Source organism: Brevundimonas sp. (assembly GCF_035935935.1).
Taxonomy (GTDB): Bacteria; Pseudomonadota; Alphaproteobacteria; order Caulobacterales; family Caulobacteraceae; genus Brevundimonas.
The window spans coordinates 131,681-158,280 of the sequence record NZ_DASYWO010000009.1 but is presented as its reverse complement, the minus strand read 5'-3'; the positions used below and the strand labels follow the sequence as shown (position 1 = coordinate 158,280).

Here is a 26,600-nt window from a genome sequence, read left to right as displayed (position 1 = left end):
GGGAGGCTCATCATGGACATGTACTCAGGATCCCGTCGCCGCGCGTGGCAGACCAAGGTGCCCAGCTGGCCCTTTCTGGCCGTCGGCGCCGTTCTGGTGGCCGGCGCGGCGTGGTGGACGTCGGGCGCGCTGGAGGCGGAGGCCTTCGGCGACGGCACGGACGCCGGCAGCCTGACGATCTGGATCACCTCCGTCGGCGCCCTGGTCCTGACCTCGCTGCTGATCGCGGCGGCGGTCGGCGGACTGGTCAACGCCCTGATCCTGCAGCCCGCGAACCGGCGCAACGGCCTCGCCTACGCGGCCGGTCTTGCGGGCGTCGCCCTGCTGGCCGGAGCGCCGCAGACCGTGGCCCGCACGATGGAGGCGGATCGCGCCGGCTATGCCGTGCGGCTGGTCGAGGCGCTGACCAATTCCCGCAACAAGCAGACCTGGGCGTATCAGGCCGTGCACCGGCAGCTGGCGTTCACGATGGGGCGCAGCTCCTTCAGCCCGCGCGGACTGGACCGCGACGGCGGTTTCGGCGAGGCCCGCGAACGTCTGGCGCAGGCGCGCCAGCTGGTGACGGAGGCGCCGGCCCGGCTGGCGGCCGCCGACGCCGCCGCGCGCACGGTTCTCGAGGAGAACGTGATGGACCGCTATTCCCGGACCGCCGTGCTGGAACGGTTCGACATCGGCGCCGGGGACAAGGCTCCGCTGCTCACGCGCTACTGGGAAGTGCAGGCCCGCCTGCTGGATCTTCTGGACGCGCACCTGAACATGCTGGAGGCCAACAAGGGGTCGTGGCAGCCGATGGGCGGCCTGTTCATGTTCAGCAACCGCGGCGTCTTCGCCCAGTTCGAGGCCCGGCGCATCGAGGCCATGAAGCTGATGGACGAGGGGTATGAGCTGGAGCGCCAGATGCTCGCCATCGACGCCCGCACCAACGAGGGCATCGATCGCGTCATCGAGGACGAGGCCGACGGCGCCCTCATTCGGCGGGAGCGGCGATCACCTCAACCACGCGAGCCGCTCGATCGTTCGGTACGGTCAAGCTGAGCACGTACTGCTCGATCTTCCAGCCGTCCGGCGTCAGGCGCAGAACGCCTGATCCCCGCAGATCGCCGTAGCTCTCGTTCGTCAGCTTCTCGTCGAACCAGGCCACGCAGCGGCAGTCGATCGGCGCGATCGTCACCACCCGATCGCGGGGCACGTAGGTCCAGCCGCGACCCCGGGCGAAATACGGCTCCGCATAGGCGCGGAAATCCTGCAGCGGCCAGTGTTCGCTCGCATCGGTGCCGACGAACCGCGCGTTCGGGGTGAACTGAGAGAAATAGGCCGCGCCGTCGGCGGCTGAAGCCGCCTGATGCATCCGGTCTATGGCGGCCTCGACCGCGGCGGTCTCCGGATCGGCGGCCAGCGCGGCGACGAGAGCGAGGATCAGGGACATGGCGAGCTCCTTCGACGACAGCCTAGGCCGCGCGACGGTATTTAACCGAACGGTTGACAACAAACGGCGATCGGTGCATTTAACCGATCAGTTCACCACCGGTCCGCCATGTCCTCCGATCCCCTGAGCCTCAAGTTCGCCGCCCTCGCCGACCCGACCCGTCGCGCGATTCTGGCCCGGCTGTGTGAGGGCGAGGCGTCGGTGAACGAGCTGGCCGAGCCCTTCGACATCAGCCTGCCGGCCGTGTCGAAGCACCTGAAGGTTCTGGAAAAGGCGGGGCTCATCAGCCGCGGACGGGAGGCCCAGTGGCGCCCCGCCCGACTGGAGCCGATGGCCCTGAAGGGCATAGCGGAGTGGATCGAGCACTACCGCCGCTATTGGGACCAGAGCTTCGATCGCCTGGAAGATTATCTGCGCAAGGTTCAGAAAGGAAACGACGATGGCAAACGGAACTGAGACCAATCCCTGCGACACCGACGGGGTCGCCCACGCCTTCGACCTGGTTCTGGAGCGCGTCATCGACGCCCCGCCGGAAAAGGTCTTCCGGGCCTACACGGACCCTGAGATCCTGTCGCAGTGGTTCGCGCCCAGGCCGTGGAGCATCACCGACGCGGTGATCGAGCCCCGCCCGGGCGGCCGCTTCAACTTCGTGATGCACGGGCCCGAAGGCGAGGTCTTCCCGAACTCCGGCGTGTTTCTGGAGGTGGTCGAGAACCGCCGCCTGATCTCGACCGACGCCTTCACGCCCGACTGGAAACCGGCCGGGGCCCCGTTCATGGTGGCCCGGATCGACTTCGAACCCGCCGGCGACGGCAAGACCCGCTACAAGGCCACGGCCAGCCACTGGAACGAGGCGACGATGAAGCAGCACGTCGAAATGGGCTTCCACGAGGGTTGGGGTCAGGTCGCCGATCAGCTCAACGAGATCGTGAAGACCTTCTGAGCGACTGACCGACCGGAGCCCGTCTCATGCCCCTTGCCGAAGATCTCGCCCTTCGTCCCCGCCTGGACATGCGTCGCGCCTTCGACGCACCCCGCGCCCTGGTGTGGTCGGCGTGGTCGCGGCCGGAGATACTGGTGCTGTGGATGGGCCCGGTCGAATGGCCAGCGTTCAGCGTGACCTCTGACTTCCGCGTCGGCGGCGCCTGGCGCATCGGCCTGCGCTCGCCGGAAACCGGCGAGGAGCTGTGGCAGGGCGGCGTCTACCGCGAGATCGTCGAACGCGAACGCCTCTCCTTCACCTTCAGATGGGAGGGCGAGAACCACGAGGACGGCCCGGCGGTCGACACCCTGGTGACCGTCCGGCTTTCTGAGACGGATGACGGCCGGACCGTCATGGACTTCACCCATGAGGGCCTGAAGAACGAACGCAGCCTTGCCGGCCACCGCCACGGCTGGACCTCCACGGTCGACCGGCTGGAGGCCTGGCTGGCCGCCAATCCCGACTGAACCCTTCACGCGAGGAGACGACCATGAAGATCGTGACGAGCGTCAGCTTCTACGGAGATTGCCGGGAAGCCTTCGAGTTCTACGCCCGCGTGCTGGGCGGCAAGATCACGGCCGCCATCCCCTACGGCGAGGGATTCCCCGGCATGCCGGTCGATCCGAAGTACAAGGACCGGCTCATGCACTGCTGGATGGATCTCGGCGATCAGTCGCTCATGGGATCGGACCTGCTGCCGGAGTTCGCGCCGGGCCACGACAAACCCCGAAACGGGTTCGACGTCACGCTGCACACGGCCGACCTCGCCGAGGCGCGGCGCTGGTACGACGAGCTCTCTGACGGCGGAACCCGGTCCATGCCGTTCGGCGAATCGCCCTGGTCGCCCGGCTTCGGAGGCTTCGTCGACCGGTTCGGCGTGCCGTGGATGATCAACACCATCCCATCGGCCGACTGGAAGCCGCCGCACGGCTGATCCCGGCCGTCCTCCCCTCACCCGGAGATATTGTGATGAAGGCCACACCCCTCGTCTGGACGGGGCGGGTGCTCAGCGCCCTGTTCGTACTCTTCATGCTCGGCGCGTCGGTCGCGCCCAAATTCTTCATGCCGGAGATCGCGCGCGAAGCCTCGCGGCCGATCGGCGTCGCCGACGAGAACATCCCGCTGATCGGCGTGATCGAGCTTATCGGCACGCTGCTCTACGCCTGGCGGCGCACGGCCCTTCTCGGCGCTGTGACGATGACGGCCCTGCTGGGCGGCGCGATCGCCACGCACATGAACGCCGGCAGCCCGTTGGCCAGTCATACGTTGTTCGGCGTGTGGCTGGGCCTGGTGATGTGGGCCGGCCTCTGGCTGCGGGATGCGGACCTGCGCGCACTGCTCCCCCTGCGGAGGACGTGATGAGACAGATCAGGGCCGCCGTCTTCGTCTCCATGGACGGCGTGATGCAGGCCCCGGGCGGGCCAGAAGAGGATCCGACCGGCGGCTTCCGCTTCGGCGGCTGGAACGCGCCGTGGTGGGACGAGACCCTTGAAGGCCTGATGGGCGGCGCCATGGGCTCCGACTACGACCTGCTGCTGGGCCGCCGCACCTACGAAATCTTCTCCGCTTTCTGGCCGTATCAGGGCGACGAAATCGGTCGCGCATTCGACGCTGCGACCAAATACGTGGCGGCCCGGCCGGGCACGCCGCTGACCTGGGTCAACAGCGAGCGCCTCGAAGGCGACGTGCCGGGCGCGGTCCGCGCGCTGAAGGCCGACGGCGATCGCGACCTGCTGATCAACGGATCCGGCACGTTGATACGGAGCCTGCTGGCGCACGACCTGATCGACCGGCTGACGGTCATCACCTTCCCCGTCATTCTCGGCGAAGGCCGCCGGCTGTTCGAGCACGGGGCGTCGCCGCACGCGTGGGAGATGGAGACGGGCCACGTCACTCCAAAGGGCGTGATCTTCGCCACCTATCGCCGCGCCGGAGACGTGCCCGTCGGCACTTTCGAGACGCAGCCGCCCAGTGACGCGGAGCTCAAGCGCCGGGAACGCTGGGCCCAGGGCGGCTAGCGCAACAGGGCGGTCGGGAATGGCCGGCCCAGCGTCTCGGCCAACGCCTGCTGGCTGACGAGGAACACTTCGGGCTGGCGGTGGTAGTTGTTCGACAGCACGATCACCGTCACGTCCGTCTCCGGCTGATGAACGACCATGTTGCGAAACCCCGACCAGCTCCCCGTGTGATAGATCTGGCGATCGTGAAACCCCGGGGTTACGCGATCGCCCAGCGTGTTGGCGAACAGGCCGTAGCCCCAGTCGCGGCGCCGCCGTCCCCGCTCCGGCGGCGCGTCGGCCGGGCCATGGTCGCGAATCATGTCGGCATAGCTCCGGTCCGAGACCAGGCCGCCGCCGTGCAGCTTGCGGTTCCAGACCAGCAGGTCGTCCACCGTCGAGTACAGCGCGCCCGCCCCGGTGATGACGCTGACGTTGGCGTTCGGCTGGGGCGTGACGCCGCCGGCCAGATCGGCATAGCCCATGACGATCGTGCCGGAGCCGTCATAGCCGGTGTCGTGCATGCCCAGCGGCGTGAAGAAGTTCGCCTGGAGCCAGGCGTGAAACTCCATGCCGCTCGCCGCCTCCACGACGGCCGCCAGCAGGTTGTAGCCGGCGTTCGAGTACCGGATTTTCGTCCCCGGCTCGAACTGCAGCCGATAGAAGCCGGATGCGGTCGTCAGATCCGCCAGCGTCGTGGGGGTCGTGCGGCGGTGGCCCCAGTTCGCCTGCGCCATCAGGTCCGGCACCCCTGCGGTGTGCGACAGCAGGTGACGAAGCCGGATCGGCGCCCATGCCTCGGGACAGGGCTGGATCCAGCGACACAGGGGATCGTCTACCGAAAGCACGCCCTCGTCCTGCAGCCGCAGGATCGCCGCGGCCGTGAACTGCTTGCTGACCGAGGCCAGCCTGAAACGTGAGTTCAGCTCGACGGGGGCCCCGGTCTCCCGATCCGCGAGCCCGTACGCCTGACGGAACAGGACGCGGTCGCCCTTCGCCACCAGCACCACACCGCCAAAACGTCCTCGCGCCGCCTGCTCGTCCAGCGACGCCTTCAACATCGGCAGATCCTCGACCACGACCGCCGGCGGCCGCTCGGGCGCGCCCGGGACCGCGGCGGCGGTCTTGTCCTGCGACGTCCACCACCAGGCCCCGCCCGCGAGCGCCGCGACGGCGAGCGCCAGCCCCAGAACCGGTCCGGCCCAGCGGGCCGCCGGACTAGGCGTCATAGTCCAGTCCGAACTGGGCATACAGGGCGCGGCTGTCCTGCCACTTTGGGTCGACCTTCACCGTCAGGAACAGGTGCACCGGGCGGCCCAGAATCTCCGTCAGGTCCTCGCGTGCCTTCTGGCCGATCCACTTCAGCGTCTGCCCACCCTTGCCGAGCACGATCGGCCGCTGGCTGTCACGCTCGACGTAGATGGTCTGTTCGATCCGGGCGGACCCGTCCGCGCGGTCGTCGAAGGCCGTCGTCTCCACGGCGGCCGAGTACGGGAGCTCTTCGTGGACGCGCAGATAGACCTTCTCGCGCGTGATCTCGGCGGCCAGCACGCGCATCGGCACGTCCGCGGCCTGATCCTCGGGATAGAGCCACGGCCCCGCCGGCATGGCGTCGGCCAGCCGCGCCTTCAGGTCGTCAACGCCGTCTCCCGTCGCCGCCGAGATCATGAAGACCTCGGAGTAGGCGCCGGTGGCGTCCAGCTTCTGCGCCAGAGCCAGGAGGGTATCGCGGCGCATGCCGTCGATCTTGTTCAGCGCCAGAACCACCTGCTTTCCGGCCTCGGTCAGGGCCTTGACGATGGTCTCGGTGTCCTCGGCGCCGCGCCGGTCGGCCGCCGTGCCGTCCTTCGTCCCGGAGGCGATGTGGGACGCGGCGTCGACCAGATGCACCACCACGTCCGCGTCGTCCGCCCCGCCCCAGGCCGAGGCGACCATGGCGCGATCCAGTCGGCGGCGCGGGCTGAAGATCCCGGGCGTGTCCACCAGCACGATCTGGGCGTCGCCGTGCATGGCGATGCCGCGGACCGGGAACCGCGTGGTCTGGACCTTCTGGGTGACGATGGAGACCTTGGAGCCCGCCAAGCGGTTCACAAGGGTGGATTTGCCCGCGTTCGGCGCGCCGATGATGGCGGCGAACCCGGCGCGGGTCTGGCCAGGAGAATGGGGAGTGGAGTCTTCGGTCAAATGACGCCTTCACTGGACAACAGGGCGGCGGCGGCCGCCTTCTCCGCCTCCTGACGCGAGCGCCCCTGCCCGGTCAAGGGTTGCAGGCCCGGAACCAGGACTTCGACCGTGAACGTCGGCGCGTGGTCCGAGCCGGTCCTTTCCACGATGCGGTAGGTCGGAAGGCCGCGTCCCCCGCCCAGCGACCATTCCTGCAGCGCCGACTTCGGGTTGCTGAGGCTTCGCCTCGCCGGCGCCGCAAGTTCCTCCGCCCACGCCCGTGCGAACACCGCGCGGGCCGCATCCAGCCCCGCGTCCAGATAGACCGCGGCCAGGATCGCCTCCATGGCGTCCCCCAGCACGCCCTCACGACGGCGGCCGCCCTGTTTCGTCTCTCCCGGCGACAGCCGCATGGCCGGGCCGACGCCGAGCCGTTCGGCGGCCCGGGCGCAGGCGGCCTTGTCGACGAGCGCATGCAGGCGCGACGACATCTCGCCCTCGTCGGCGTCCGGCAGGTCGCGCATCAGACGCTCGGCCACCAGCAGGCCCAGCACCCGGTCCCCCAGAAACTCCTGACGCTGGTTGTCCGCGAAGGGCCGACCGCGCGCGTCCCGCTCGGCGCCCTCGCCCACGCTGGCGTGGGTCAGGGCGGTCTCGAGCAGCTCGGGCCGCGTGAAGGCGTGGCCCAGACGCGCGGTCAGGTCGCGGACGGCGTCCGCGCGACGGTTCTGCCGCGGGTCAGTCAAGGTCCGTGAAGAAGCGGCTGAACCGCACCTTGCTGAACCAGCTGACGGGGTTGAACAGCGACGCCCCCGGGGACCACGAGAACAGGATGATCTCGGCCTTGCCGATCAGGTTCTCCTCCGGCACCAGCCCGACCCCTTGGGAGGTCTGGTCACGGCTGTCCACCGAGTTGTCGCGGTTGTCGCCCATCATGAAATAGTGACCCGCCGGCACCTCGAACACCGGCGTCGAGTCCAGCATGCCGCCCGGTCCGAAGTCCTGGATGGTGAAGGTGCGGCCGTTGGGCAGAGTCTCCCGCAGCTGGGTCGCCGGACGGGCGCCGAAGGTCTCCCCGACTTCCGACGCGGCCACCACGACGTCGCGCACCGGCTGGCCGTTGATGTGCAGCGTGCCGTCGATCATCTGCACGCGGTCGCCGGGCAGGCCGATCACCCGCTTGATGTAGTCGGTCTTGTCGTCGCGCGGCAGCTTGAACACGGCGATGTCGCCGCGCGCCGGCGCCTTGTTGAAGATGCGGCCTTCGAAGATCGGCGGGCTGAACGGGATGGCGTGCTTCGAATAGCCGTACGACCACTTCGACACGACGATGTAGTCGCCCTCGTACAGGTTGGGCTCCATCGACGCCGACGGGATGGTGAAAGGCTGAAACAGCACCACTCGCAGGACCACGGCGATCAGCAGGGCGAAGAAGACCGTCTTCAGGATTTCCGCGAACTCGTCGCCCGAACCGCCGGACTTCCTGTCCTTCTTCGCCTTGCGCTCCTTGTAGATCGGGGTCGGCGTCGCGTGGTCGCGCGCATCGCCGTGATCGCTCCAGATCGGCGAGGCGGCGTCGACGCGACCGGCGGACGCGGCCGCGCTTCCGGCCACGGCTGCGGCGGCCATCGGCTCCGCCGGCGGGGTGGGAGCGGGCTCGTGCGGCGCTTCCTCGTGCGTCGGCTCGTGGCCGTCGCTGACGGACTGCACCGGATCGGGCGTCACGTCCCCACCGGCTTCGGCGTCGGTATGGACGTCGGCGGCCGGCGTGCCGTCGGCTTGGCCTTCGGGCTCGACGTGCCCGTTCGCATCGGGTGCGGGGTGGGGCTCGGCCTGGGGCTCGTGTCCCGGCTCGGCGTGGTCCTGCGGCTTGTCGACGTCGCTCATCTCGAGGGTCCCCCACCCGCGCTGCGGCGGGTTTTCATGGCGTCGCAGGCGTATAGTCTCATTTTGCGACGGGCAAGGCCTCGATCACCACGAAGGCGAGCGCATAGGGATGCTCGTCGCTGAGCGTCAGGTGCACCGTCGCCTCATGCCCCGGCGGGGTCATCCGCTTCAGATGCTCCGCCGCCGGACCGCTCAGGGCAAGGGTCGGCCGCCCGGACGGCAGGTTCACCACGCCCATGTCCTTCCAGTAGACGTCGCGCCGCATGCCGGTGCCCAGCGCCTTTGCGCAGGCCTCCTTGGCCGCGAACCGCTTGGCGTAGCTCCAGGCCGCGTCCGGCTTGCGATCCGAACGCGCGCGCTCGATCTCGGTGAAGCACCGCCGCTTGAACCGGTCGCCGAACCGGTCCAGCGACTCCTGGATGCGACGGATGTCGCATAGATCGGCGCCGACGCCGACGATCACGAACCCGCTCCGTCCATGGCCGCCCGCATCCGTGCGATCGCCGTCGCCAGTCCAACGAACACCGCTTCCCCGATCAGGAAGTGGCCGATGTTGAGCTCCCGCACCTCGGGAATGGCCAGCATGTCGACGGCCGTGACGTAGTCCAGCCCGTGCCCGGCATGCACTTCCAGACCGAGGCCCGCCGCCCGGCTGGCCGCCGTCTGCAGGCGGTCAAACTCCGCCAGACGGTCGTCCCCGGACAGGTGGCAATAGCGGCCGGTGTGGAACTCCACGACCTGCGCGCCGACGGCGTGCGCGGCCTCGACCTGCGAGGGGCTCGGCTCGATGAAGAGGGACACCCGGATGCCGGCTTCGGCCAGCGCTTTCACGACCGGCGCGATCCGCGCTTCGTGCCCCGCCACGGCCAGTCCGCCCTCGGTCGTCACCTCCTCGCGCCGCTCCGGCACCAGGCAGGCGGCATGCGGCCGATGACGCAAGGCGATGGCGAGCATCTCTTCGGTGACGGCCATCTCGAGGTTGAGCGGCCGCCCGGCCTCGGCACACAGGTCGCTCAGGGCGGCGATGTCCGCGTCGGTGATGTGGCGTCTATCTTCCCGAAGATGGGCGGTGATGCCGTCCGCCCCCGCGGCCAGCGCTTCCCGCGCGGCCCTGACCGGATCCGGGTGCGAACCGCCGCGCGCGTTCCGAACCGTCGCCACGTGGTCGATGTTGACGCCCAGCCTGACGTGCGCCGTCATCGCCCGCCCTATTTCGACAGTCGCCGACTGCCGGGATCCTCGACCGGCAGGGCCGCCAATTCGGGCGGGAGGGCGTCGGCGGGATAGGCCGGAACGTCCAGCGTCGCGAGGGCCACCAGCGGCACGCCGACGTCGGCGCGGCCGCCCGAGCGGTCGACGATGCACGCCGCGGCCACCACGTCGCCGCCCGCCGCCCGGATCGCCGCGATGCATTCCCGTGAGCTCAGCCCCGTCGTGACGATGTCCTCGACCATCACGACCTTCTGGCCCGCCTCGACGTGGAAGCCCCTGCGCAGCCTGAATTCGCCGGCCTCGCGCTCGACGTACATCGACGGCACCTTGAGCCAGCGCGCCGTCTCATAGCCCGGGATGATCCCGCCGACCGCCGGCGAGATCGCCACGTCGACGGGGCCTACCGCCGCCTCGATCTTCTCCGCCAGCGCCCGGCACAGCCGGCCGCACCGCTCCGCATCCATGAAGACCAGATTCTTCTGCAGGAAGACCGGGCTGTGAAGGCCGGATGACAGCACGAAATGGCCTTCGCGCAGGGCGCCCGCGGCCCGGAACTCGTTCAGAACGTCGTCGGAGGTCATGCCTCCCGATTAGCCCTGACCTTGGTGTGCGGCAATGCCGGCTTGTCGATGCTTTCGTGCGGCTTCAGCCCGGCGGCCAGCAGCGCTTCCCAGACCGCCTCGGCGTCGTCGGCATAGCTGAACAGCCGCATGTCGTCCGGCTTGACCATGCCGTGTTCGATCAGGACGTCGAAGTTGATCACGCCCTCCCAGTAGGACCGGTCGAACAGCACGATGGGGATCTCCGGCGCCTTGCCGGTCTGGCGCAGCGTCAGGATCTCGAACAGCTCGTCCAGCGTGCCGAACCCGCCGGGGAACACCACCAGGGCGTTGGCCCGCATCGCCAGATGCATCTTGCGCATGGCGAAGTAGTGGAACTGGAATGTCAGCTCCGGCGTCGACCACGGGTTGGGAAACTGTTCGTGCGGCAGGGTGATGTTGAAGCCGATCGACGGCGCGCCGGCCTCGAACGCGCCCTGGTTGGCCGCCTGCATGATGCCCGGCCCGCCGCCGGTGGCGATCACGTTGTCGCGCGGCTGCCCGACCTCGCCCTTGATGGCTCCGCCCCGCTCCGAGGCCAGTTTCCCGAACTTGCGGGCCTCGTCGTACCAGTGCGCGTGCCGACCCTGGCCGTCCACGCCGACGCGCGCCGAGCCGAACACGACGATTGTGGAGCGCACGCCCCAGGCTTTCAGCGCGCTCTCGACCTTTTCGTACTCAAGCTGGAAGCGGACGCCACGGAGCGCCTCCGACAGCAGGAAGTCCTGATCCAGGGCGGCGAGGCGATAGGACGGCGAGGCCAGCTGGGCGGCGGTTTGCGGATGCGGGTCGGTCATGTCGGGCTGCGAACGCCTCAGCCGCGGATGCGTTCGACGGTGTCCACCGCCGGGTTCGCGCGGAGGGCCGCCATGATGCTGGTCGCGTGCCGGGCGTCCAGAACCTCCACGTCGATGTCGACGTCGAAGAAGTCCTGCTGCCGGCGCGTCATGTTCAGGTTCAGGATGTTGCCGCCGGCCTCGCCGATCAGCGTGGCCACGGCGCCCAGCACCCCGGGGGCGTTGCGGATGGTGGTGCGCAGACGCGTCGCCGCCAGCCCGCTCGTCTCCGCGCGTGGCGTCCACTGCAGATCCTGCCAGATGGTGTCGTCGTCGGCCGCGTCCGCCAGACGATTGCAGTCGATGGTGTGCACGGTGAGCCCCTGCCCCGGCTCCAGGATGCCGACGATGCGATCGCCCGGCAGCGGAGAGCAACAGGCGCCGAAGTGGATGCTTACCCCCGGCGTCAACCCGCCGCCGTTGACGAAGAGGCGGGCTTCCTCGTCATTGATCCGCTTGCGCGCCTTGACCGACTTCACCGTGCCCTTCAGCGCCGGAAACAGCGTCTCGGCGACCTTGGCCGGCGACACCTTGCCCTGCCCGACGGCGGTGAACAGCTCGTCTTCGCCGCCGATGGCCAGCGTCTCGAGCGCGGGCGCCAGCGCCACGTCCTTCAGACTCTTGCCCACGCGGCCCAGGGTCTGCTCCAGCGTGGCCTTGCCCAGCTTGAGGTATTCGGTGCGCTCGGTCGTGCGGATGTTGCGCCGGATGGCCGACCGCGCACGGCCGGTCACGGTCAGGCTGCGCCAATCCGCCGGCACCTCGCGCTTGGCGCCGCGCACGATCTCGACCACGTCGCCGTTCACCAGCGGCGTGCGCATCGGCTTCAGCTCGCCGTTGATCTTCACCCCGACGGCCGTCTCGCCGATGCCGGTGTGAACCGCATAGGCGAAATCCAGCGGCATGGCCCCCCGCGGCAGGGTGATCAGCGCCCCCTTCGGCGTGAAGACGAAGACCTGGTCGAGGTACATCTCCAGCTTGGCGTGCTCGACCCAGTCGTCGTTGGCCTCGTGGCCCTCGCCGCTCTCGACCACCTGCACCAGATGCCGGAGGTTCTGCAGCGGGTCGCGCCCACCGTCCGCCTCCATCGCCTCCTTGTCGAAGCCATAGGCGTGGTTCTTGTAGGCCCAGTGCGCGGCGACGCCGTCCTCCGCGACGCGATCCATGGCCTCGGTCCGGATCTGCATCTCGATGCGTAGGCCGCCCGGCCCCACGACCGTCGTGTGCAAAGACCGGTAGTTGTTGGATTTCGGCGTCGAGATGTAGTCCTTGAACCGGTCCGGCACCATCGGCCAGCGCCGGTGGATCACGCCCAGCGCGGCATAGCAGTCGGCGTCGTCGGCGACGATCACGCGGAAGGCGTAGATGTCCGAAAGGGCGGAGAAGCCGACCGACTTGCGCTGAAGCTTGCGCCAGATCGAATAGGGCGTCTTCTGCCGGCCCATGACCTGGGCCTCGATGCCGGCTTCGGCCAGCACCGCGCCGACCTCCTTCGTCACCTTTTCAAGCGCCTCGCCGTGCTCGAGCTTCAGGGCGTCCAGCCGGCGCTGCAACGCGGTGCGCGCCGTCGGATTCAGGTGCTCGAAGGAGAGTTCCTCCAGCTCCTGCGCGATCGAGTGGATGCCGATCGACCGACCCAGCGGCGCATAGACTTCCAGCGTTTCCCGGCTGATGCGTTCGCGCTTCTCCGGCTTCACGTATTGCAGCGTCCGCATGTTGTGCAGACGGTCGGCCAGCTTCACCAGCAGAACGCGAACGTCCTTCGAGATGGCCAGGATGAACTTGCGCAGGTTCTCCGCCTGCCGCGTGTGCTCGGCCTGCAGCTCGAGCCGGCTGAGCTTGGTGACCCCCTCGACCAGACCGGCGATCTCCTCGCCGAACATCTCGGCGATGTCGTCGCGCGTGGCCGTGGTGTCCTCCACCACGTCGTGCAGCAGGGCCGTGACGATGGTGGCCGTGTCGAGCCGGTAGTCCGTCAGGATGCCGGCGACCTGGATCGGATGCGCGAAGTACGGATCGCCGGACGCGCGCAGCTGCGAGCCGTGCATCTTCATGGCGTAGACGTAGGCGCGGTTCAGCAACGCCTCGTCGGCAGACGGGTCGTAGGCCTTGACGGCCTCGATCAGCTCGAACTGACGCATGACCCTGGCGCGCGTGGCGGCGGGTCCGGTCGTCTCAGGCTGGGGGGCCGGCGCGTTCTGGCGCGCCGGCAGGATGGTGACGCCGCTGTCGCCGTCCGGCGTCAGTAGCGCTCCTCCTGGCCGCCGTCGCGATCGCTTTGCAGCGCCCGGATCAGTTCGGCCTCGGCCATGTTCATGTGCTGCGGCTCGGCCAGCAGGGCGACGGTCTCCGCCTCGTCCTCGGCCTCCGTGCGCTCGTCGACGCGCTGCAGCGTCGTGACGATCGCTTCCGACAGCTCGTCGGGCTTCACCGCGTCCTCGGCCAGCTCGCGCAGGGCGACGACCGGGTTCTTGTCGTTGTCGCGATCCAGCATCAGGGGCGCGCCGTTCGCGATGTTGCGGGCGCGATGACCGGCCAGCAGCACCAGGCCGAAGCGGTTGGGGACCTTTTCGATGCAGTCTTCGACGGTGACGCGGGCCATGAATTCCTCGGGAGGCGGAGAGAACCGCTGAAAATAGCGGCTCGCGGGACATTGTGCAACGCGGCGAAGGCGGAAAGACGGCGGGTCAGACCGGTCTCGCGTCCTTGCCCACGGTGACCGCCGCCGCGAGCATGCGCGCCGGCTCTGCGGAGGTCGGATGCCGCCACTCCGGCGCGATCTCGGCCAGCGGCCCCATGACGAAGCCTCGCTCGGCAGCGCGTGGATGCGGGAGGATCAGGCCGTCGAGGTCGCCCGTGCGTCGGCCATAGGCGATGAGGTCGAGATCCAGGGTTCGCGGCGCGTTCTTCGCCTCGCCGCGCACGCGACCGAACGATTCTTCCATGCGCCCCAGCGCCGCCATCAGGTCGCCGGGCGACAGTTCCGTCCGCACAACGACCACGCCGTTCAGGAAGGGGGGATCATGCGGGTCCGGCCAGGCCGCCGACCGCCACCACGACGATCGCGCCACCACGTCCATGCCCTCGGCCCGGAACCTGGCCAGCGCCGCCTCCAGCGCCTGGCGACAGTCCGCCCACGGGCCCTTGTCATTGCAGCCGAGGGCGACGATGACGGCCTCGTCCAGATCGAGGTCGGTCACGCATTCCGCCCCGCCCGGGCGTCCGTTGTCGACGAAAGACGCTTCCATGACCGCCATCATGCCAGATCGGCTCGCGATTTTCATCGACGGGGCGAATCTGCACGCGACGACGCGGGCGCTGCACGTGGATCTCGACTTCAGCAAGCTGCGGGAGCGCTTCGCGGCACAGGGTCGGCTGGTGCGCGCGCTCTACTACACGGCCGTCGTGGAGGGTGAGGAGTTCTCGCCGGTCAAACCGCTGATCGACTGGCTGGACTACAACGGCTTTTCCGTGGTGACGAAGCCCGCCCGCCGATTCATCGACGCCGACGGACGCTCGCGCATCAAGGGCAACATGGACATGGAAATGGCCGTGGATTTGCTGGATCTGGCGCCGCGGCTTGACCACGTCGTTCTGTTCACCGGCGACGGCGACTTCCGCCGGGTGGTGGAGGCGGTGCAGGCCAAAGGCGTGCGCGTCACCGTCGTGTCCACTCTGAAAAGTCAGCCGCCCCAGATCGCGGACGAGCTGCGGCGCCAGGCGGACGTCTTCATCGACCTCGCCGACCTCCTCCCCGACGTCGCCCGGCGCGCAGCGGGAAGTGTGGCTCTCCCGCCACGCGAATCAGGCGCTCTCGGGTGTAGCCTGCCGGTCGTGCAACCGGGCTCGTCCGCGTCGCGTTTTCGGGCCTGGAGGAGGCTCGCCATGCGCAGGTCGAATGGAGTGTTCACGCCGTCGGAACGTCGGGGGGCGATGTGGGTCGTGGTCGGGTGCGTGATCGTCGCATCCCTCGGCGCCGCCGCCGACCGGTTCATCAGTCCGTCGCTCGGCTGGTACGCCCAGACGGGCGTCGGCCAGACGTTGGACGGCGTCATTGAGGCCCAGCCTCTGGGCTGACGCCGGCTAGCCGCGGTCCCGCAGAAGGCGCGCCTTGTCGCGCGCCCAGTCACGGTCGGCCTGCGCCTCGCGCTTGTCGTGCAACTTCTTGCCCTTGGCCAAGGCGATCTCGATCTTCGCCTTGCCCGCGTCGTTCAGATACAGCCGCACGGGGATGATGGTCTGGCCGTCGCGTTGAACGGCGCCGATCATGCGGTCGATCTGCTTTCTGTGCAGAAGCAGCTTCCGGTGCCGACGCGGTTCATGGTTGAAGCGCGCCGCCTGTCTGTAGGGCGGAATGTCGGCGTTGATGAGGACCAGTTCGAGACCTTCGGGAGCGACGTAGCTCTCGGCGATGTTGGCGCGGCCTTCCCGCAGGGATTTGATCTCCGTGCCCAGCAACTGGATGCCGGCCTCGGTGAAGTCCTCCAGGAAATAGTCGAACCGCGCCCGACGGTTTTCCGCCAGCGTCTTCGCCTGGGACGTCTTTTCCGCCATCAGGCCACGCCTGCGGCGGCCATGGCGCGGTCGATGACCGGGCGGGCGGCGTCGTTCGTCTGCGCCAGCGGCAGGCGCACCTCCTCCCCGCACAGACCCAGCTTCGCAAGGGCGTACTTGGTCGGGGCCGGGGAGTTGTCGAGAAACAGGGCCTTGTGCAGGGCGATCAGACGGTCCTGCCACAGGCGCGCCGACTCCAGATCGCCCCGCTGGACCGCATCGAACAGCGCGACCATGCCCTCCGGCGCGACGTTGGAGCTGACCGAGATCACCCCATGGCCGCCGTGGGCCAGATATCCTAGGAAGCTGGGGTCGTCCCCGCTGATCAGCGCGAAGCCTTCGCCGATCTCGGCCCGCATCCTGCTGACGCGCCCCATGTCGCCGGTGGCGTCCTTAATCCCGACGACGTTCGGATGCTGCGACAAGGAGATGGTCACGTCGTCCGACAGGTCGACGCCCGTCCGGCCGGGCACGTTGTAGAGCAGCAGCGGCAGCTGGACCGCGTCCGCGACGGTCTGGAAATGGGCCTGGAGGCCCGCCTGGGACGGCCGGTTGTAGTAGGGCGTGACGACCAGGGCGCCGTCCGCGCCCGTCGTCTTGGCGTGCCGGACGAGATCGATCGCCTTGTCGGTCGACGGCGAGCCCGCGCCGGCGATCACGCGGATGCGCCCGGCCGCCTTTTCCACGCATAGGTCGACCACGCGCTTGTGCTCGTCGAGCGTCAGCGTGGCGCTTTCTCCCGTCGTCCCCATGGGCACGACGCCGTGAACCCCGGCCGCGATCTGACGTTCCAGCAGGGCCGAAAAGGCGGCTTCGTCGACGGTGCCGTCACGAAGAGGTGTGATCAGTGCGGTGATCACGCCCTTGAACAAGGGGGCGGTCATGGTGACGATGGGTCCTGTCAGGGGGCGCGGCGTGCGCCGCCGTCCGATCGATTGAAGGTTTAGGGATGGGCCCGCGCGGTCGCAACCCGGTCCGGAGAAGCATGGCCCAGAACTTCCTCGCCTCCCTGCTGGCGGCCGTGACCGCCCTGTTCGCGCCCGCGCCCGAGAAAATCGCCGCGGCGGTGACGCCCGTTCAGGAGGTTCCCTATCGTCCGCAGGCCCGCGTCCTGTCGTCCGCCGACGCCGAAATCTTTCCGCGCGCCCTCGCCGCAGCGCGGAATCGCGACGTGGCCGGAGCACGCGCCCTCGCCCAGCAGATGGCCGATCCCACGGCGCGCAAGCTGATCGAATGGGCCGTGATCGACGTGTCGGGGCGGACCATGAGCTTCGACGAACTTCAGGTCGCGGACCGCGCCTTCTCTGCGTGGCCGCGCGCCGAATCGCGGCGTACGGAGGCGGAGACCGCCCTGGCGCGCGGGTACGCGGCCCCGCAGACCGTGATCGCCTTCTTCGACGGCCGCGACCCTGCGACGGCGGCCGGGGCCTTCGCCCTCGCCGACGCCCTGTCCGCATCAGGCCGGGAACAGGACGCGGTGACGCTCGTCCGTCGCTGGTGGACCGATCAGTCGTTCGAGGCGGACGTGCAGTCACGGGCCCTCACCCGCTGGGGTCAGGTCCTGACGACGGCCGATCATGACCAGCGCCTCGGCATGTTGATCGTCGGCCCCCACGGTCCGGCCACCCGCGCGATGCTCGACCTCGCCGGCCCCGAGATGCGCGGCGTGGCGCAGGCCGTCATGACCCTGCGCACGGCCTATGCGCCGGACGCGGTCGTGGCCGGTCTGACGGCCGCGCAAGCCGCGCACCCGGCCGTCGTGCTGGAGCGCGTGCGTCTGCTGCGGTCGCAGAACCGCCAGTCGGAAGGCTTCGAGCTGCTGGCGATGCTGCCGCCCGCGCCATCGCATGAGGCGGGACAGGACACGCTCTGGAGCGAGCGCCGGAATTGGTTCCTAGACGCGCTCCAGCGGAACGACTGGCGCGGCGCCTACGGGGCCATGGCTGGCCACGGATTTCCGGCCGGCGAGCGCAAGGTGGACGCGGAGTTCTTCGCCGGCTGGGTCGCCCTGACCAAGCTCAATGACCCGAGCCGCGCGGCCGGGCATTTCGAGGCGCTGCGGTCCTATTCCTCGACGCCGATCACCCAGGGGCGCGCGCTCTACTGGCTGGGCCGGGCCGCCGAGGCCCAGGGCGACGCTCCGGGCGCGCGCCGCTTCTACGAGGCGGGAGCCCAACACATCCAGACCTTCTACGGACAGCTGGCCGCCGAGAAGGCCGGGATCACGACGCTGACGTTGCCGGCCGATCCCGTGATCACCGAGGCCGACCGCGCACGGTTCGAGACCGACGAGGTCGTGCGCGCCACGCGCATCCTCGGCGAGGCGAATGAGCAGGGCCTGATGCGCGTCTTCGCCTACCATCTGGACGACCGCCTGCCCGGCGCCGCCGACCTGGCCCAGCTGATGGATCTGGTGCTCGCCTACGGAGACCGCTTCGGCTCGATGATGGTCGGCCGCGCGGCTAGCCAGCGCGGTTTCCTGATGCCGGAGCGTCAGTATCCCATCCGAATCCCGCCCGAGGTGGCCGGCGCGGCGCCTCTGGCCTTCACCCTCGCCATCACGCGCCAGGAATCCAGCTTCGATCCGATGGCGCGGTCCAGCGCCGACGCCCGCGGCATGATGCAGTTCCTGCCGTCGACCGCGTCGGGCGTGGCTCGTCGCCTCGGCCTGCCCTATTCCGCCGACCGACTTTGGGACCCGGACTACAACATGCAGCTGGGCAGCTATCATCTGGCCGAGCTGACCGGCCAGTTCGGCGGCTCCATGCTGCTGGCGACGGTGGGCTACAACGCCGGACCGGCGCGGCCGCCCCAATGGGTGGCGCGCTGCGGCGACCCGCGCGGGCGTCAGGTGGATCCGGTCGACTTCATCGAGTGCGCGCCGTTCACCGAGACGCGCAACTACATGATGCGGGTCATGGAAAACATGGGCGTCTACAAGGCGCGCCTGGCGGGAGGTTCCGCTCCGCTGACCCTGTCCGACGATCTGGCCCGCGGCGCCGGCTCCGGCCCGATCGCCTACGACCAGCTCACGCCCTGACGCGCAGGCGGTCGAAACGGGGACGGCCGTCGATCCACTCGGCCGCCAGTCCGAAGACCGAGGCCAGCACCTCGCCGGACAGCGACGTGCGCGGGTCGCCGTCAGCGCGCACGTGACCCCGGTCCAGAACGACGATCCGGTCGCACCAGCGCGTCGCCAGATCAAGGTCGTGAAGGCTGACCAGCACGGCCTGCCCCGCCCGCGCCCGAGCGGCCAGCCGCTCGATCACGAGCAGCTGCCCGTCCGGATCGAGCCCCGCCGTCGGCTCGTCGGCTAGAAGGGCGTCGGCGGGCTGCGCCAGCGCCCGCGCGATCAGCACCCGCGCCCTCTCGCCGCCCGACAGGTCGTTGACGCCGCGCGCCGCCAGATGGTCGGCCTGCATCTCCGCCAGCGCGGCCGTGACGCGCGCCTGCGATCCCGGCAGCGAGCCGAGGGCGGCGACGTCCGCCGCGGTCATGTTCCAGGCGACCGTGCGCTCCTGCGCCAGATAGGCGACCCTGCGGGCGCGTTCGGCCGGCGCCATGCCGGTGACGACGACGCCTCCCAGCCGGGCGGCGCCTCCGTCCAGCGTCAGCAACGCCGCCAGCGCGCGGATCGCCGTCGACTTCCCGGCTCCGTTGGGACCGCACAGGGCGACCAGTTCGCCCGGACTGACCGCGAGATCGACGCCGTCGAGCGCCGGACGACCGCCGAGCGTCACGCGGGCGCCGACCAGCTCCAGCGCGGTCACGACCGCCAGCTCCGGGCCGCGCGTGCCGCGATCAGGGCGAACAGGGGCGCGCCGATCAGCGACGTCACGACGCCCAGCTTCAGCTCCTGCTCGGTCGGGATCACGCGAACCGTCAGATCCGCGAGCACGAGGATCAGACCGCCCGCCAGGCCTGAGGGCAGCCACAGCCGCGCCGGATCGTCCCGCACGAACCTGCGCACGAGGTGCGGCCCGACGAGCCCGACGAAACCGATGGCCCCCGCCACCGCGACCGCCGCACCCGCCGCCAGCGAGGCGGACAGCAGAGCAAAAAGCCGCAACCGGTCGAGGCTGAGCCCGAGCGTGCGCGCCGTGTCCTCTCCCAATGCCAGCGCACGAAGGCCGGGCCCGCAAAGGTGGGCAAGCCATCCGGCGACTGCCGTCGGCACGGCGATCCACAAGACCTCCGTCCATCCACGATTCTCGACTGAGCCCATCAACCACGCCATGACTTCAGCGGCCGCCAGAGGCGTGGGGGCGAGATTGAACACCAGCGCCGTTCCGGCCGCGCCGAGCGACGACAGAGCCACGCCGAACAGAATCAGACCCGCCGGCGACGACACCCGGCCGACGAATACCAGAAGCGCGGCCGCCACCAGACCCGCGCCCGCGATCGCCGCCAGTTCCACCGCCCCCGGCACGACGGCGAGCCCCGCCACGATGGCCAGCGCCGCCGCGGCGCCGCCCCCCGCCGAGACGCCCAGCACGCCCGGCTCCGCCAGCGGATTGCGGAGCAGCCCCTGCATCACGGCGCCCCCCGCCCCCAGGGCCGCGCCCACGCACAGGGCGCACAGGGCGCGGGGCGCCCGTATCCGCCAGAGGACGTCGGCCGGTCCGGACCAGGGATCCAGAACGGCCTCGCGCCACTGACCGGTCGTCAACGCCGTCTCACCGAACGCCACCGCCAGCGCGAAGGCGAGCAGGCAGGCAAGGCCCAGCGAGAGGGTGGCGCCTCCCCACGTCTTCATCGAGCGAGGACCTCGACGGCCTCGGCGGTGAACCAGGCCGGGCAGGACAGCAATGCGGCGGGAATCCGCTTCGCTTCGCCGGCAGCCACCGCGCGCCGCACCACCTCGTGGCGACCGACGCCGTGACGATCCGATCCCGGCCGGTCGAAGAAACTCAACACGAACCGGTGGGGCGGGTGCAGCGCCAGCTGCTCCAGCCCGACGGCGCCGAATCCGGGCGCCCGGGTGGCGTTCCGCAGGCCGCCCGCCGTCATCACCGCGTCGACCAGGGTGCCGGGGCCCGACGTCCAGCCGGCCGCGGTCAGGTAGAGAGCAGGCTCGCCCGATCCCGCGGTCCTCGCGGCGCGGTCGAGCTGCGCGTCCATCCGGGACGCCAGGTTCAGGCCAGCTTCGCGGCGCCCGAGCTCGCCCGCCACGCGAACGACATTGGCCCGCACGGTCGGGAGATCGGAGGCGTCGCCGATCTCCACGATCCGGACGCCGCGACGCCTCAGCGCCGCCAGCAGCCGCGCGTCGCCTCCCCACTGCCGCACGACCACGTCCGGTCGAAAGCCCACCGCCGCCTCCAGGCCCGGCCGGACGCGACGCCGGCTGCGGGCCGCGTCGCCGAAATAGGAGTCCGAATCGTCCGCACGCGGCGACAGGGCCAGTTCGGCCTCAGGGACCATGGCCAGCACGTACTGATCGGCGCATCCGTCCAGGGACATGACGCGCAGGCGGCCGTCGTCGGCCTCGGGCGCGGCCGCGCAACCCGCGGCCGCCACCGCCACGGCCAGCGCCGCCGCCCGGATCATGGGCGGAACAGGCCGTCGAACAGGCCGTCCAGAACCGCGGCCGTCAGGGCCTCGCGCGACGTCCAGTCGAAATAGGGCTTGGTGATCATCAGAGAGACCACGCCGTGGCCCCCCGCCCAAAGCGCCTGCGCCGTTTCGCGGGCCCCGCGCTTCAACTGCCCCGCGACCTCGGCCTCGCGCACGACGTCCTCAAAGGCCCGGAACAACCCCGCTCCCACCTCCTGCGCGGCCGTCTGGGCCCCGTCGCGGGCTTCCAGCGGACGGGTCAGATAGATCAGCCGATACGCGTTCGGATTGGCGAACCCGAAATCGACGTAGGCCTGCATCATCTTGCGCAGTCTCGCCACGGGGGGGGCGGGCTCGGCGATCACCGCCGCGTTGGCGGCCGTCAGGGCCTCGAACGCCTCACGACAGATCTCGTGAAGGATTTCGGCCTTGTCGGCGAAATGCATGTACAGCGCGGTCGAGGACAGGCCCACCTCGTCCGCGATCTTGCGGATGGTCGCGCCCTCATAGCCGTGCTCGACGAAAATCCGCTCGGCCGCCGAAAGGATTTCCGCCCGCCGTTCGTGGCCGCCGCCCTTGGGCTTGCGGATCGATCGCGCGGCCGGTGCTTGGGCGACGGGCAAAGGACGGCTCCGTGGTTCTTTCCGCGACATAGCGGCTTTGGGCGACGGCCCACAACCGCGCTCGACCTTGCCCGACACGCCGCGCCCGCCTAACCGTGTTCTCGAGACGGGAGGATCAGGGGTGGGCGCCGACGGGGAGGACCGCGTTCCGCATGCCTTCGCCCTCGCGGCGCAGGACAGCGCCAGAGTGCGCGGACCGTCGGCCTTTCAGGCGGGCGCGTTGGCGACGTCCGTCGCCGCGCTGGGTCTGGGCCTCTGGTGGAACGCGCCGCTGGTCGCCGGCCTGGCGGTCGTCGCGGCGCAGGTCGCGTTCTCCGTCTGCGCCGCCTGGCGCATCCTTCTTGTGATCTCGAGTCTGCGGCGGCCTGCCGCCCGCCCGATCCCGGAACAGCTCCCGACCTATGCCGTGCTGGTCGCCCTCCACGACGAGGCGGAAGTGGCGCCCCAGCTGCTCGGCGCCCTCGCGGCGATCGACTACCCGGCGGAGCTGATGGAGGGGTTCTTGCTGCTCGAGGCCCACGACCAAGCGACGCTCGCCGCGCTGGAGGGGCTGGAACGACCGCCCTGGCTGAAGATCCTGATCGTGCCGCCGGGGGCCCCGACCACCAAACCTCGCGCCCTGAACCACGGGCTGGCGCGCTGCAGGGCCCGACTGGTCACCGTTTACGACGCCGAGGACCGCCCCGATCCGCTGCAGCTGCGGGAAGCGGCGGCGCGCTTCGCGGCCGACCGCGACGGCCGACTAGCCTGCGTGCAGGCGCCGCTGCGCGTGGTGCGCTTCGGCGCGACGCGCTCACCCTTTCTGGACCGCCAGTTCGCGCTTGAATATGCCGCCTTGTTCGAGGTCACGCTGCCCGGCCTCGCCCGTCTTGGGCTGCCTTTCCCCCTTGGCGGGACCAGCAATCACTTCCGCGCCGACGCCCTTCGCCAGGTGGGCGGCTGGGACTCCCATAACGTGACGGAGGACGCCGATCTCGGCTTCCGGCTGCATCGACGGGGATGGCGGCTCGACGTGATCACGCGCCCGACCGTCGAGACGCCGCCGGGCGAACTGCAGGACTGGCTGCCCCAGCGCACGCGCTGGATGAAAGGCTTCATGCAGACGTGGGGCGTTCACACCCGTCGACCGTGGAGTCTCGGCCTGCGCGGATCGCTCAGTCTCGTCATGACCCTCGGCATGGCTGTCGCCTCGGCGGCCGCGCACGCGCCGTCGGTCGCGTGGGTGACGGCGTCCGTGCTGGTCGCGGCGGCCATGGGGCTGACCCCGGCGACGCCGCTCGGCGCGATGGCCGTGCTGGGTTCCGGCGTGCTCGGCGCCTGGCTGACGACCGGCATCGGCGCGCAGCGGGCGAGGCTGCGGTTCGGCCCCCTCGCCATGGCTGAGTCCCCGGCCTACTGGTCGCTGCTGTCGATCGCCTTCGCCCATGCGGCCTGGCGGCTGATCAGCGAACCCTTTGCGTGGGACAAGACGCGCCACCGTCCTGATATGGCGGGGGACGCTGGACCCGAGGGGCACGCACGGCCTATCAGCGCCGGATGACGCCTGCCCTCGCCGCCTCCCCATCGACGCTGATCACTCGTCCGTGGGACGATTTCGGCCTGCTGGACTGCGGCGAGGGGAAAAAGCTGGAGCGCTACGGCCGGATTTCCGTGGTCCGGCCCGAGCCCCAATGCTTCTGGACCCCACGTGATCATACGGGCTTCGACCGGGCCGACGCCGTCTTCGACCCGCAGGGAGAGGACGACGAGGGCCGTTGGCGCTTCAAGCGCGCGCCGATCGATCCGTTCGTGATGTCTTGGCGGGACGTCAGCTTCACCGCGCGCCTGACCGCCTTCCGCCACCTTGCCGTCTTTCCCGAGCAGGCGGCCAACTGGGACTGGCTGGATGCGCGCGTGCGTCGTCTGGGCCGGCCCCGGATCCTGAACCTGTTCGGCTACACCGGCGTGGCCAGCCTCGTCTGCGCCGCCGCAGGCGCGGAGGTCACCCACGTCGACGCGTCGAAGAAGTCGGTGACGTGGGCGCGGGAGAACGCCGGGCTGTCCGGCATGGCGGACGCCCCCGTTCGGTGGATCGTCGACGACGCCCGCAAATACGTGGCGCGCGAGGTGCGACGCGGGTCGAAATACCACGGCATCATCCTCGATCCGCCCAAATACGGCCGGGGCCCGACGGGAGAGGTCTGGCGCCTCTTCGAGGACCTGCCCGGCCTGATGACCGACTGCGCGCGACTGCTGGCCGACGACGCGGACTTCCTGCTGCTGAACGCCTACGCCGCCCGCATCTCCGGCCTCTCGCTGGCCCATCTCACGGCCGACGTCCTGCGTGACCGATCCGGCGTCGTCGACTGGGGCGAGCTGGCATTGGGTGAAGCCGATCCGGCGGGTCGGTCCATCGGGCTCAGCTTCTTCTCGCGGTGGACGGCGTGAGCGACCGGCTCATCACCTCGCTGACCAATGAGACGGTCAAGGCGGTCCGCGCCCTGCACATGCGCAAGGAACGTCAGCAGACCGGGCGTTTCCTCGCCGAGGGCCTGAAGTTCATCGGCGAGGCGCTGGATCTCGGGCGCGCGCCGCGCCTGCTTCTGGTGGGGCAGGACGCACGGCCTCATCCCCTGCTCGATCGGGCGCGCGCCGAAACGGCCCGGACCGGCGGCGAGGTCGTGATCGTCACCCACGCCATCCTTGAAAAGATCAGCCGCCGCGAGAACCCGCAGACCGTGCTGGCCGTCTTCGACCAGGAGTACCTGCCGCTGACCTCGATCCAACCGGAAAGCGCCCCGTGCTGGGTCGCGCTGGAACAGGTCCGCGATCCCGGGAACCTCGGCACGATCATCCGCACGGCCGACGCGGCCGGCTGCGGCGGCGTCATCCTGGTCGGCGACTGCGTCGACCCCTTCTCGACCGAAGCGGTCCGCGCGACCATGGGCTCGATCTTCGCCGTGTCGGTGTCGAAGGCGACGCCGGAGGCGTTTCTGGCCTGGCGCGCGGGCTGGCCCGGCGCCGTGGTCGGCACCCGGCTGGACGCTGTGGTCGATCACCGCGCCGCCGCCCTGACGCGCCCTGCCCTGATCCTGATGGGCAATGAGCAGGCCGGGCTCTCGGACGCCCTGGCCGCCGCCTGCGACGTCAACGTCAAGATTCCCATGCGGGGGCGGGCCGACAGCCTGAACCTTTCGGTCGCGACCGGCATCATGATCTATGCGGCCACGGAGGGGCTCTAGGGACGCGGCACGGCCCCCAGCGCCGTCCGGCACGCCTCCGCCTCCTCCACCACTTCGCGCCGCCGCTGCTCGCTCCAGCCGTCCAGCGTGCGATAGGGCATGGCCAGCCGCGCATTGCCGCCCAGACGCTTCCGGTTTCGTTCCAGAAAGCCCCAGTACAGCCGGTTGAACGGACAGGCGCCGTCCCCGCTCCTGGCCTTCACGTCGTACCGGCAGCCGGCGCACCAGTCGCTCATGCGGTCGACGTACGCGCCCGACGCGGCGTACGGCTTCGAGCCCACGATCCCGCCATCCGCGAAGGTGGCCATGCCCCGCGTGTTGGGCATCTCGACCCATTCATAGGCGTCAGCGAAGACGACCATGTACCAGTCGTCGACCTGGTCCGGGTCCACGCCCAGCAGCATGGCCAGGTTGCCGGTGATCATCAGCCGCTCGATGTGATGGGCGTAGGCGTGATCGCGGGTGCGGCCGACGACGTCGGCGACGCAGGCCATGTCCGTTTCACCCGACCAGTAGAACCACGGCAGGGTGCGGTCGGCGTCGAGGAAGTTCCGCGCCCGGTACTCCGGAACCTTGAGCCAGTAGACCCCGCGCACGAACTCGCGCCATCCCAGCAGCTGGCGGATGAAGCCCTCGACCGCGTTCAGCGGTGCGCGCCCGGCAACGAACTCCGCCTCCGCTCGGCGACAGACGTCCAGCGGATCGAGCAGTCCGAGGTTCAGCGAGGTGGAGGTCAGCGAGTGCCACATCCACGACGCCCCGTCCTTCATGGCGTCCTGCCAGTCCCCGAAGCCGGGCAGGCAGTCGCTGAGGAAATGTCGGAGCGCCAGCTCCGCCTCTTCCGGAGTCGTCGGCCAGTCGAAGCCGTCCAGCGTGCCGAAATGGTCTGGAAAAAGGCGCTCCACGTCCGCCATGGCCCCGCGCGTGATCGCATCGGGCGCAAAGCGTTTCCGGGTGGGCGGCGCCACGCCCCGTGGCAGCTTCTTCCGGTTCTCGGCGTCGAAATTCCAGCGCCCGCCGACAGGATCGTCGCCCTCCATGAGCAGACCCGTCTCGCGCCGCATCTCGCGATAGAAAAACTCCATGCGCATCTGCCGCTTTCCTTCGGCCCAGCGCCGGAAGCGATCGTGCGAGCAGATGAACCGTCGGTCCTCGCGCACCTCCACCGGCACGCCCGCTCCCTCCGCCCAGGCTTTCAGGGCGCCGGCAAGCCGCCACTCGCCGCACCCGGTCATGACGACGCGATCCGGGTGCGATGCCGCGACCGCGCGCGTCAGCTCTCCAGCGATCGATCCGCTGTTGTCGGGGTCGTCGATGCGGACATGGCGCACCCGCACGCCACGCCCTTCCAGCCGCGTCGCGAATTTGCGCATGGCGGCGAAGACCAGGGCGATCTTCTGCTTGTGATGCCGGACATAGGTCGCCTCGTCCCACACCTCCGCCAACAGGACCACGTCGCACGCCACGTCCAGGTCGCTCAGGGCGCTAAGCCCGTCCGACAGCTGGTCGCCCAGCACCAGTCTCAGCGTCGCGGTCATCACGCC

31 protein-coding genes are annotated in these 26,600 nt (G+C 69.8%); 12 read left to right on the top strand and 19 right to left on the bottom strand.

The window, feature by feature from the left end; translation table 11 throughout:
- Nucleotides 1–12 precede the first annotated feature (12 nt).
- Nucleotides 13–1,035 carry a hypothetical protein gene (locus tag VGR32_RS09945; protein ID WP_327450183.1) on the top strand — a complete coding sequence of 341 codons (1,023 nt, stop codon included), beginning with the start codon at nt 13–15 and terminating at the stop codon, nt 1,033–1,035.
- Here the strand turns inward: VGR32_RS09945 and VGR32_RS09940 are convergent.
- The gene (locus VGR32_RS09940; RefSeq protein ID WP_327450181.1) at nt 968–1,426 is read right to left on the bottom strand and encodes a nuclear transport factor 2 family protein; all 459 of its coding nucleotides are present in this window, start codon (nt 1,424–1,426) and stop codon (nt 968–970) included. The two genes, VGR32_RS09945 and VGR32_RS09940, sit on opposite strands and share 68 nt — an antisense overlap.
- Nucleotides 1,427–1,534: 108 nt before the next feature.
- Here VGR32_RS09940 and VGR32_RS09935 point away from each other — a divergent pair, with 108 nt between their 5' ends.
- From VGR32_RS09935 to VGR32_RS09910, 6 genes are read left to right on the top strand one after another with little or no spacing between them, the layout of a single operon-like run.
- Complete coding sequence (locus VGR32_RS09935) at nt 1,535–1,882, top strand: metalloregulator ArsR/SmtB family transcription factor (RefSeq protein WP_327450179.1); 348 nt, start codon at nt 1,535–1,537, stop codon at nt 1,880–1,882.
- A complete protein-coding gene (locus VGR32_RS09930; protein ID WP_327450177.1) occupies nt 1,866–2,369 on the top strand; it encodes an SRPBCC family protein in 504 nt (167 codons plus the stop codon). Before VGR32_RS09935 ends, VGR32_RS09930 begins: the two co-directional genes overlap by 17 nt.
- A gap of 26 nt (nt 2,370–2,395) precedes the next feature.
- A complete protein-coding gene (locus tag VGR32_RS09925; RefSeq protein ID WP_327450175.1) occupies nt 2,396–2,875 on the top strand; it encodes an SRPBCC domain-containing protein in 480 nt (159 codons plus the stop codon).
- 23 nt (nt 2,876–2,898) lie between these two features.
- Nucleotides 2,899–3,342, top strand: a complete 444-nt coding sequence (locus VGR32_RS09920; protein WP_327450173.1) for a VOC family protein — start codon at nt 2,899–2,901, stop codon at nt 3,340–3,342.
- Nucleotides 3,343–3,377: 35 nt separating this feature from the next.
- Nucleotides 3,378–3,767 carry a DoxX family protein gene (locus VGR32_RS09915; RefSeq protein WP_327450171.1) on the top strand — a complete coding sequence of 130 codons (390 nt, stop codon included), beginning with the start codon at nt 3,378–3,380 and terminating at the stop codon, nt 3,765–3,767.
- A complete protein-coding gene (locus tag VGR32_RS09910) occupies nt 3,767–4,426 on the top strand; it encodes a dihydrofolate reductase family protein (protein ID WP_327450169.1) in 660 nt (219 codons plus the stop codon). Before VGR32_RS09915 ends, VGR32_RS09910 begins: the two co-directional genes overlap by 1 nt.
- On the opposite strand, the gene VGR32_RS09905 is transcribed toward VGR32_RS09910, so the two are convergent.
- The 11 genes from VGR32_RS09905 to folK all read right to left on the bottom strand — a co-directional run bounded on the left by VGR32_RS09905 (nt 4,423) and on the right by folK (nt 14,350).
- Nucleotides 4,423–5,634 carry a serine hydrolase domain-containing protein gene (locus VGR32_RS09905; protein WP_327450167.1) on the bottom strand — a complete coding sequence of 404 codons (1,212 nt, stop codon included), beginning with the start codon at nt 5,632–5,634 and terminating at the stop codon, nt 4,423–4,425. The two genes, VGR32_RS09910 and VGR32_RS09905, sit on opposite strands and share 4 nt — an antisense overlap.
- Nucleotides 5,624–6,589, bottom strand: coding sequence for a GTPase Era (gene era, locus VGR32_RS09900; RefSeq protein ID WP_327450165.1), 966 nt, complete (start codon nt 6,587–6,589; stop codon nt 5,624–5,626). Before era ends, VGR32_RS09905 begins: the two co-directional genes overlap by 11 nt.
- Complete coding sequence (rnc, locus tag VGR32_RS09895; protein WP_327450163.1) at nt 6,586–7,314, bottom strand: ribonuclease III; 729 nt, start codon at nt 7,312–7,314, stop codon at nt 6,586–6,588. The genes era and rnc overlap by 4 nt, the downstream gene beginning before the upstream one ends.
- Complete coding sequence (gene lepB / locus VGR32_RS09890; RefSeq protein WP_414642912.1) at nt 7,307–8,182, bottom strand: signal peptidase I; 876 nt, start codon at nt 8,180–8,182, stop codon at nt 7,307–7,309. The genes rnc and lepB overlap by 8 nt, the downstream gene beginning before the upstream one ends.
- Before the next feature lie 331 nt (nt 8,183–8,513).
- On the bottom strand, nt 8,514–8,918 hold the full coding sequence (gene acpS, locus VGR32_RS09885) for a holo-ACP synthase (RefSeq protein ID WP_327450161.1): 405 nt from the start codon (nt 8,916–8,918) through the stop codon (nt 8,514–8,516).
- Nucleotides 8,915–9,655, bottom strand: coding sequence for a pyridoxine 5'-phosphate synthase (locus VGR32_RS09880; RefSeq protein ID WP_327450159.1), 741 nt, complete (start codon nt 9,653–9,655; stop codon nt 8,915–8,917). Before VGR32_RS09880 ends, acpS begins: the two co-directional genes overlap by 4 nt.
- A gap of 8 nt (nt 9,656–9,663) precedes the next feature.
- The gene (gene pyrE, locus VGR32_RS09875; protein WP_327450157.1) at nt 9,664–10,248 is read right to left on the bottom strand and encodes an orotate phosphoribosyltransferase; all 585 of its coding nucleotides are present in this window, start codon (nt 10,246–10,248) and stop codon (nt 9,664–9,666) included.
- On the bottom strand, nt 10,245–11,063 hold the full coding sequence (locus tag VGR32_RS09870; protein ID WP_327450155.1) for a TIGR00730 family Rossman fold protein: 819 nt from the start codon (nt 11,061–11,063) through the stop codon (nt 10,245–10,247). The genes pyrE and VGR32_RS09870 overlap by 4 nt, the downstream gene beginning before the upstream one ends.
- Before the next feature lie 17 nt (nt 11,064–11,080).
- A complete protein-coding gene (locus VGR32_RS09865) occupies nt 11,081–13,243 on the bottom strand; it encodes a bifunctional (p)ppGpp synthetase/guanosine-3',5'-bis(diphosphate) 3'-pyrophosphohydrolase (protein ID WP_327450153.1) in 2,163 nt (720 codons plus the stop codon).
- A gap of 101 nt (nt 13,244–13,344) precedes the next feature.
- Nucleotides 13,345–13,704, bottom strand: coding sequence for a DNA-directed RNA polymerase subunit omega (gene rpoZ, locus VGR32_RS09860; RefSeq protein WP_125257462.1), 360 nt, complete (start codon nt 13,702–13,704; stop codon nt 13,345–13,347).
- A gap of 85 nt (nt 13,705–13,789) precedes the next feature.
- Nucleotides 13,790–14,350, bottom strand: coding sequence for a 2-amino-4-hydroxy-6-hydroxymethyldihydropteridine diphosphokinase (gene folK, locus VGR32_RS09855; RefSeq protein WP_327450149.1), 561 nt, complete (start codon nt 14,348–14,350; stop codon nt 13,790–13,792).
- On the opposite strand from folK, the gene VGR32_RS13445 reads away from it, so the two are divergent.
- The gene (locus VGR32_RS13445) at nt 14,349–15,179 is read left to right on the top strand and encodes an NYN domain-containing protein (protein WP_414642908.1); all 831 of its coding nucleotides are present in this window, start codon (nt 14,349–14,351) and stop codon (nt 15,177–15,179) included. The genes folK and VGR32_RS13445 overlap by 2 nt on opposite strands.
- 6 nt (nt 15,180–15,185) lie before the next feature.
- Here the strand turns inward: VGR32_RS13445 and smpB are convergent, their stop codons facing one another.
- Nucleotides 15,186–15,656: an SsrA-binding protein SmpB gene (smpB, locus tag VGR32_RS09845; protein WP_327450147.1), complete on the bottom strand. Its 471-nt coding sequence runs from the start codon at nt 15,654–15,656 to the stop codon at nt 15,186–15,188.
- Complete coding sequence (gene dapA, locus VGR32_RS09840) at nt 15,656–16,540, bottom strand: 4-hydroxy-tetrahydrodipicolinate synthase (RefSeq protein ID WP_327450145.1); 885 nt, start codon at nt 16,538–16,540, stop codon at nt 15,656–15,658. Before dapA ends, smpB begins: the two co-directional genes overlap by 1 nt.
- Before the next feature lie 101 nt (nt 16,541–16,641).
- On the opposite strand from dapA, the gene VGR32_RS09835 reads away from it, so the two are divergent.
- On the top strand, nt 16,642–18,696 hold the full coding sequence (locus tag VGR32_RS09835; protein WP_327450143.1) for a lytic transglycosylase domain-containing protein: 2,055 nt from the start codon (nt 16,642–16,644) through the stop codon (nt 18,694–18,696).
- Here the strand turns inward: VGR32_RS09835 and VGR32_RS09830 are convergent.
- Genes VGR32_RS09830 through VGR32_RS09815 form a run of 4 tightly spaced genes read right to left on the bottom strand, consistent with a single transcriptional unit; the run spans nt 18,686 to nt 21,835 of the window.
- Nucleotides 18,686–19,426 carry an ABC transporter ATP-binding protein gene (locus tag VGR32_RS09830; RefSeq protein WP_327450141.1) on the bottom strand — a complete coding sequence of 247 codons (741 nt, stop codon included), beginning with the start codon at nt 19,424–19,426 and terminating at the stop codon, nt 18,686–18,688. The two genes, VGR32_RS09835 and VGR32_RS09830, sit on opposite strands and share 11 nt — an antisense overlap.
- Nucleotides 19,423–20,412 carry an iron ABC transporter permease gene (locus VGR32_RS09825; protein ID WP_327450139.1) on the bottom strand — a complete coding sequence of 330 codons (990 nt, stop codon included), beginning with the start codon at nt 20,410–20,412 and terminating at the stop codon, nt 19,423–19,425. The genes VGR32_RS09830 and VGR32_RS09825 overlap by 4 nt, the downstream gene beginning before the upstream one ends.
- A complete protein-coding gene (locus tag VGR32_RS09820; RefSeq protein WP_327450137.1) occupies nt 20,409–21,206 on the bottom strand; it encodes an ABC transporter substrate-binding protein in 798 nt (265 codons plus the stop codon). The genes VGR32_RS09825 and VGR32_RS09820 overlap by 4 nt, the downstream gene beginning before the upstream one ends.
- Nucleotides 21,203–21,835: a TetR/AcrR family transcriptional regulator gene (locus VGR32_RS09815; RefSeq protein WP_327450135.1), complete on the bottom strand. Its 633-nt coding sequence runs from the start codon at nt 21,833–21,835 to the stop codon at nt 21,203–21,205. The genes VGR32_RS09820 and VGR32_RS09815 overlap by 4 nt, the downstream gene beginning before the upstream one ends.
- 121 nt (nt 21,836–21,956) lie before the next feature.
- Here VGR32_RS09815 and VGR32_RS09810 point away from each other — a divergent pair, with 121 nt between their 5' ends.
- The 3 genes from VGR32_RS09810 to VGR32_RS09800 are packed head-to-tail and all read left to right on the top strand — an operon-like array spanning nt 21,957 to nt 25,056.
- Entirely contained in the window at nt 21,957–23,375 is a 1,419-nt protein-coding gene (locus tag VGR32_RS09810; RefSeq protein ID WP_327450133.1) for a glycosyltransferase family 2 protein, read from the top strand.
- Nucleotides 23,372–24,262, top strand: coding sequence for a class I SAM-dependent methyltransferase (locus VGR32_RS09805; protein WP_327450131.1), 891 nt, complete (start codon nt 23,372–23,374; stop codon nt 24,260–24,262). Before VGR32_RS09810 ends, VGR32_RS09805 begins: the two co-directional genes overlap by 4 nt.
- Nucleotides 24,259–25,056, top strand: a complete 798-nt coding sequence (locus tag VGR32_RS09800; protein WP_327450129.1) for an RNA methyltransferase — start codon at nt 24,259–24,261, stop codon at nt 25,054–25,056. Before VGR32_RS09805 ends, VGR32_RS09800 begins: the two co-directional genes overlap by 4 nt.
- Here VGR32_RS09800 and VGR32_RS09795 read toward each other — a convergent pair.
- Nucleotides 25,053–26,594 carry a cryptochrome/photolyase family protein gene (locus tag VGR32_RS09795; RefSeq protein ID WP_327450127.1) on the bottom strand — a complete coding sequence of 514 codons (1,542 nt, stop codon included), beginning with the start codon at nt 26,592–26,594 and terminating at the stop codon, nt 25,053–25,055. The genes VGR32_RS09800 and VGR32_RS09795 overlap by 4 nt on opposite strands.
- Between the last annotated feature and the right edge of the window lie 6 nt (nt 26,595–26,600).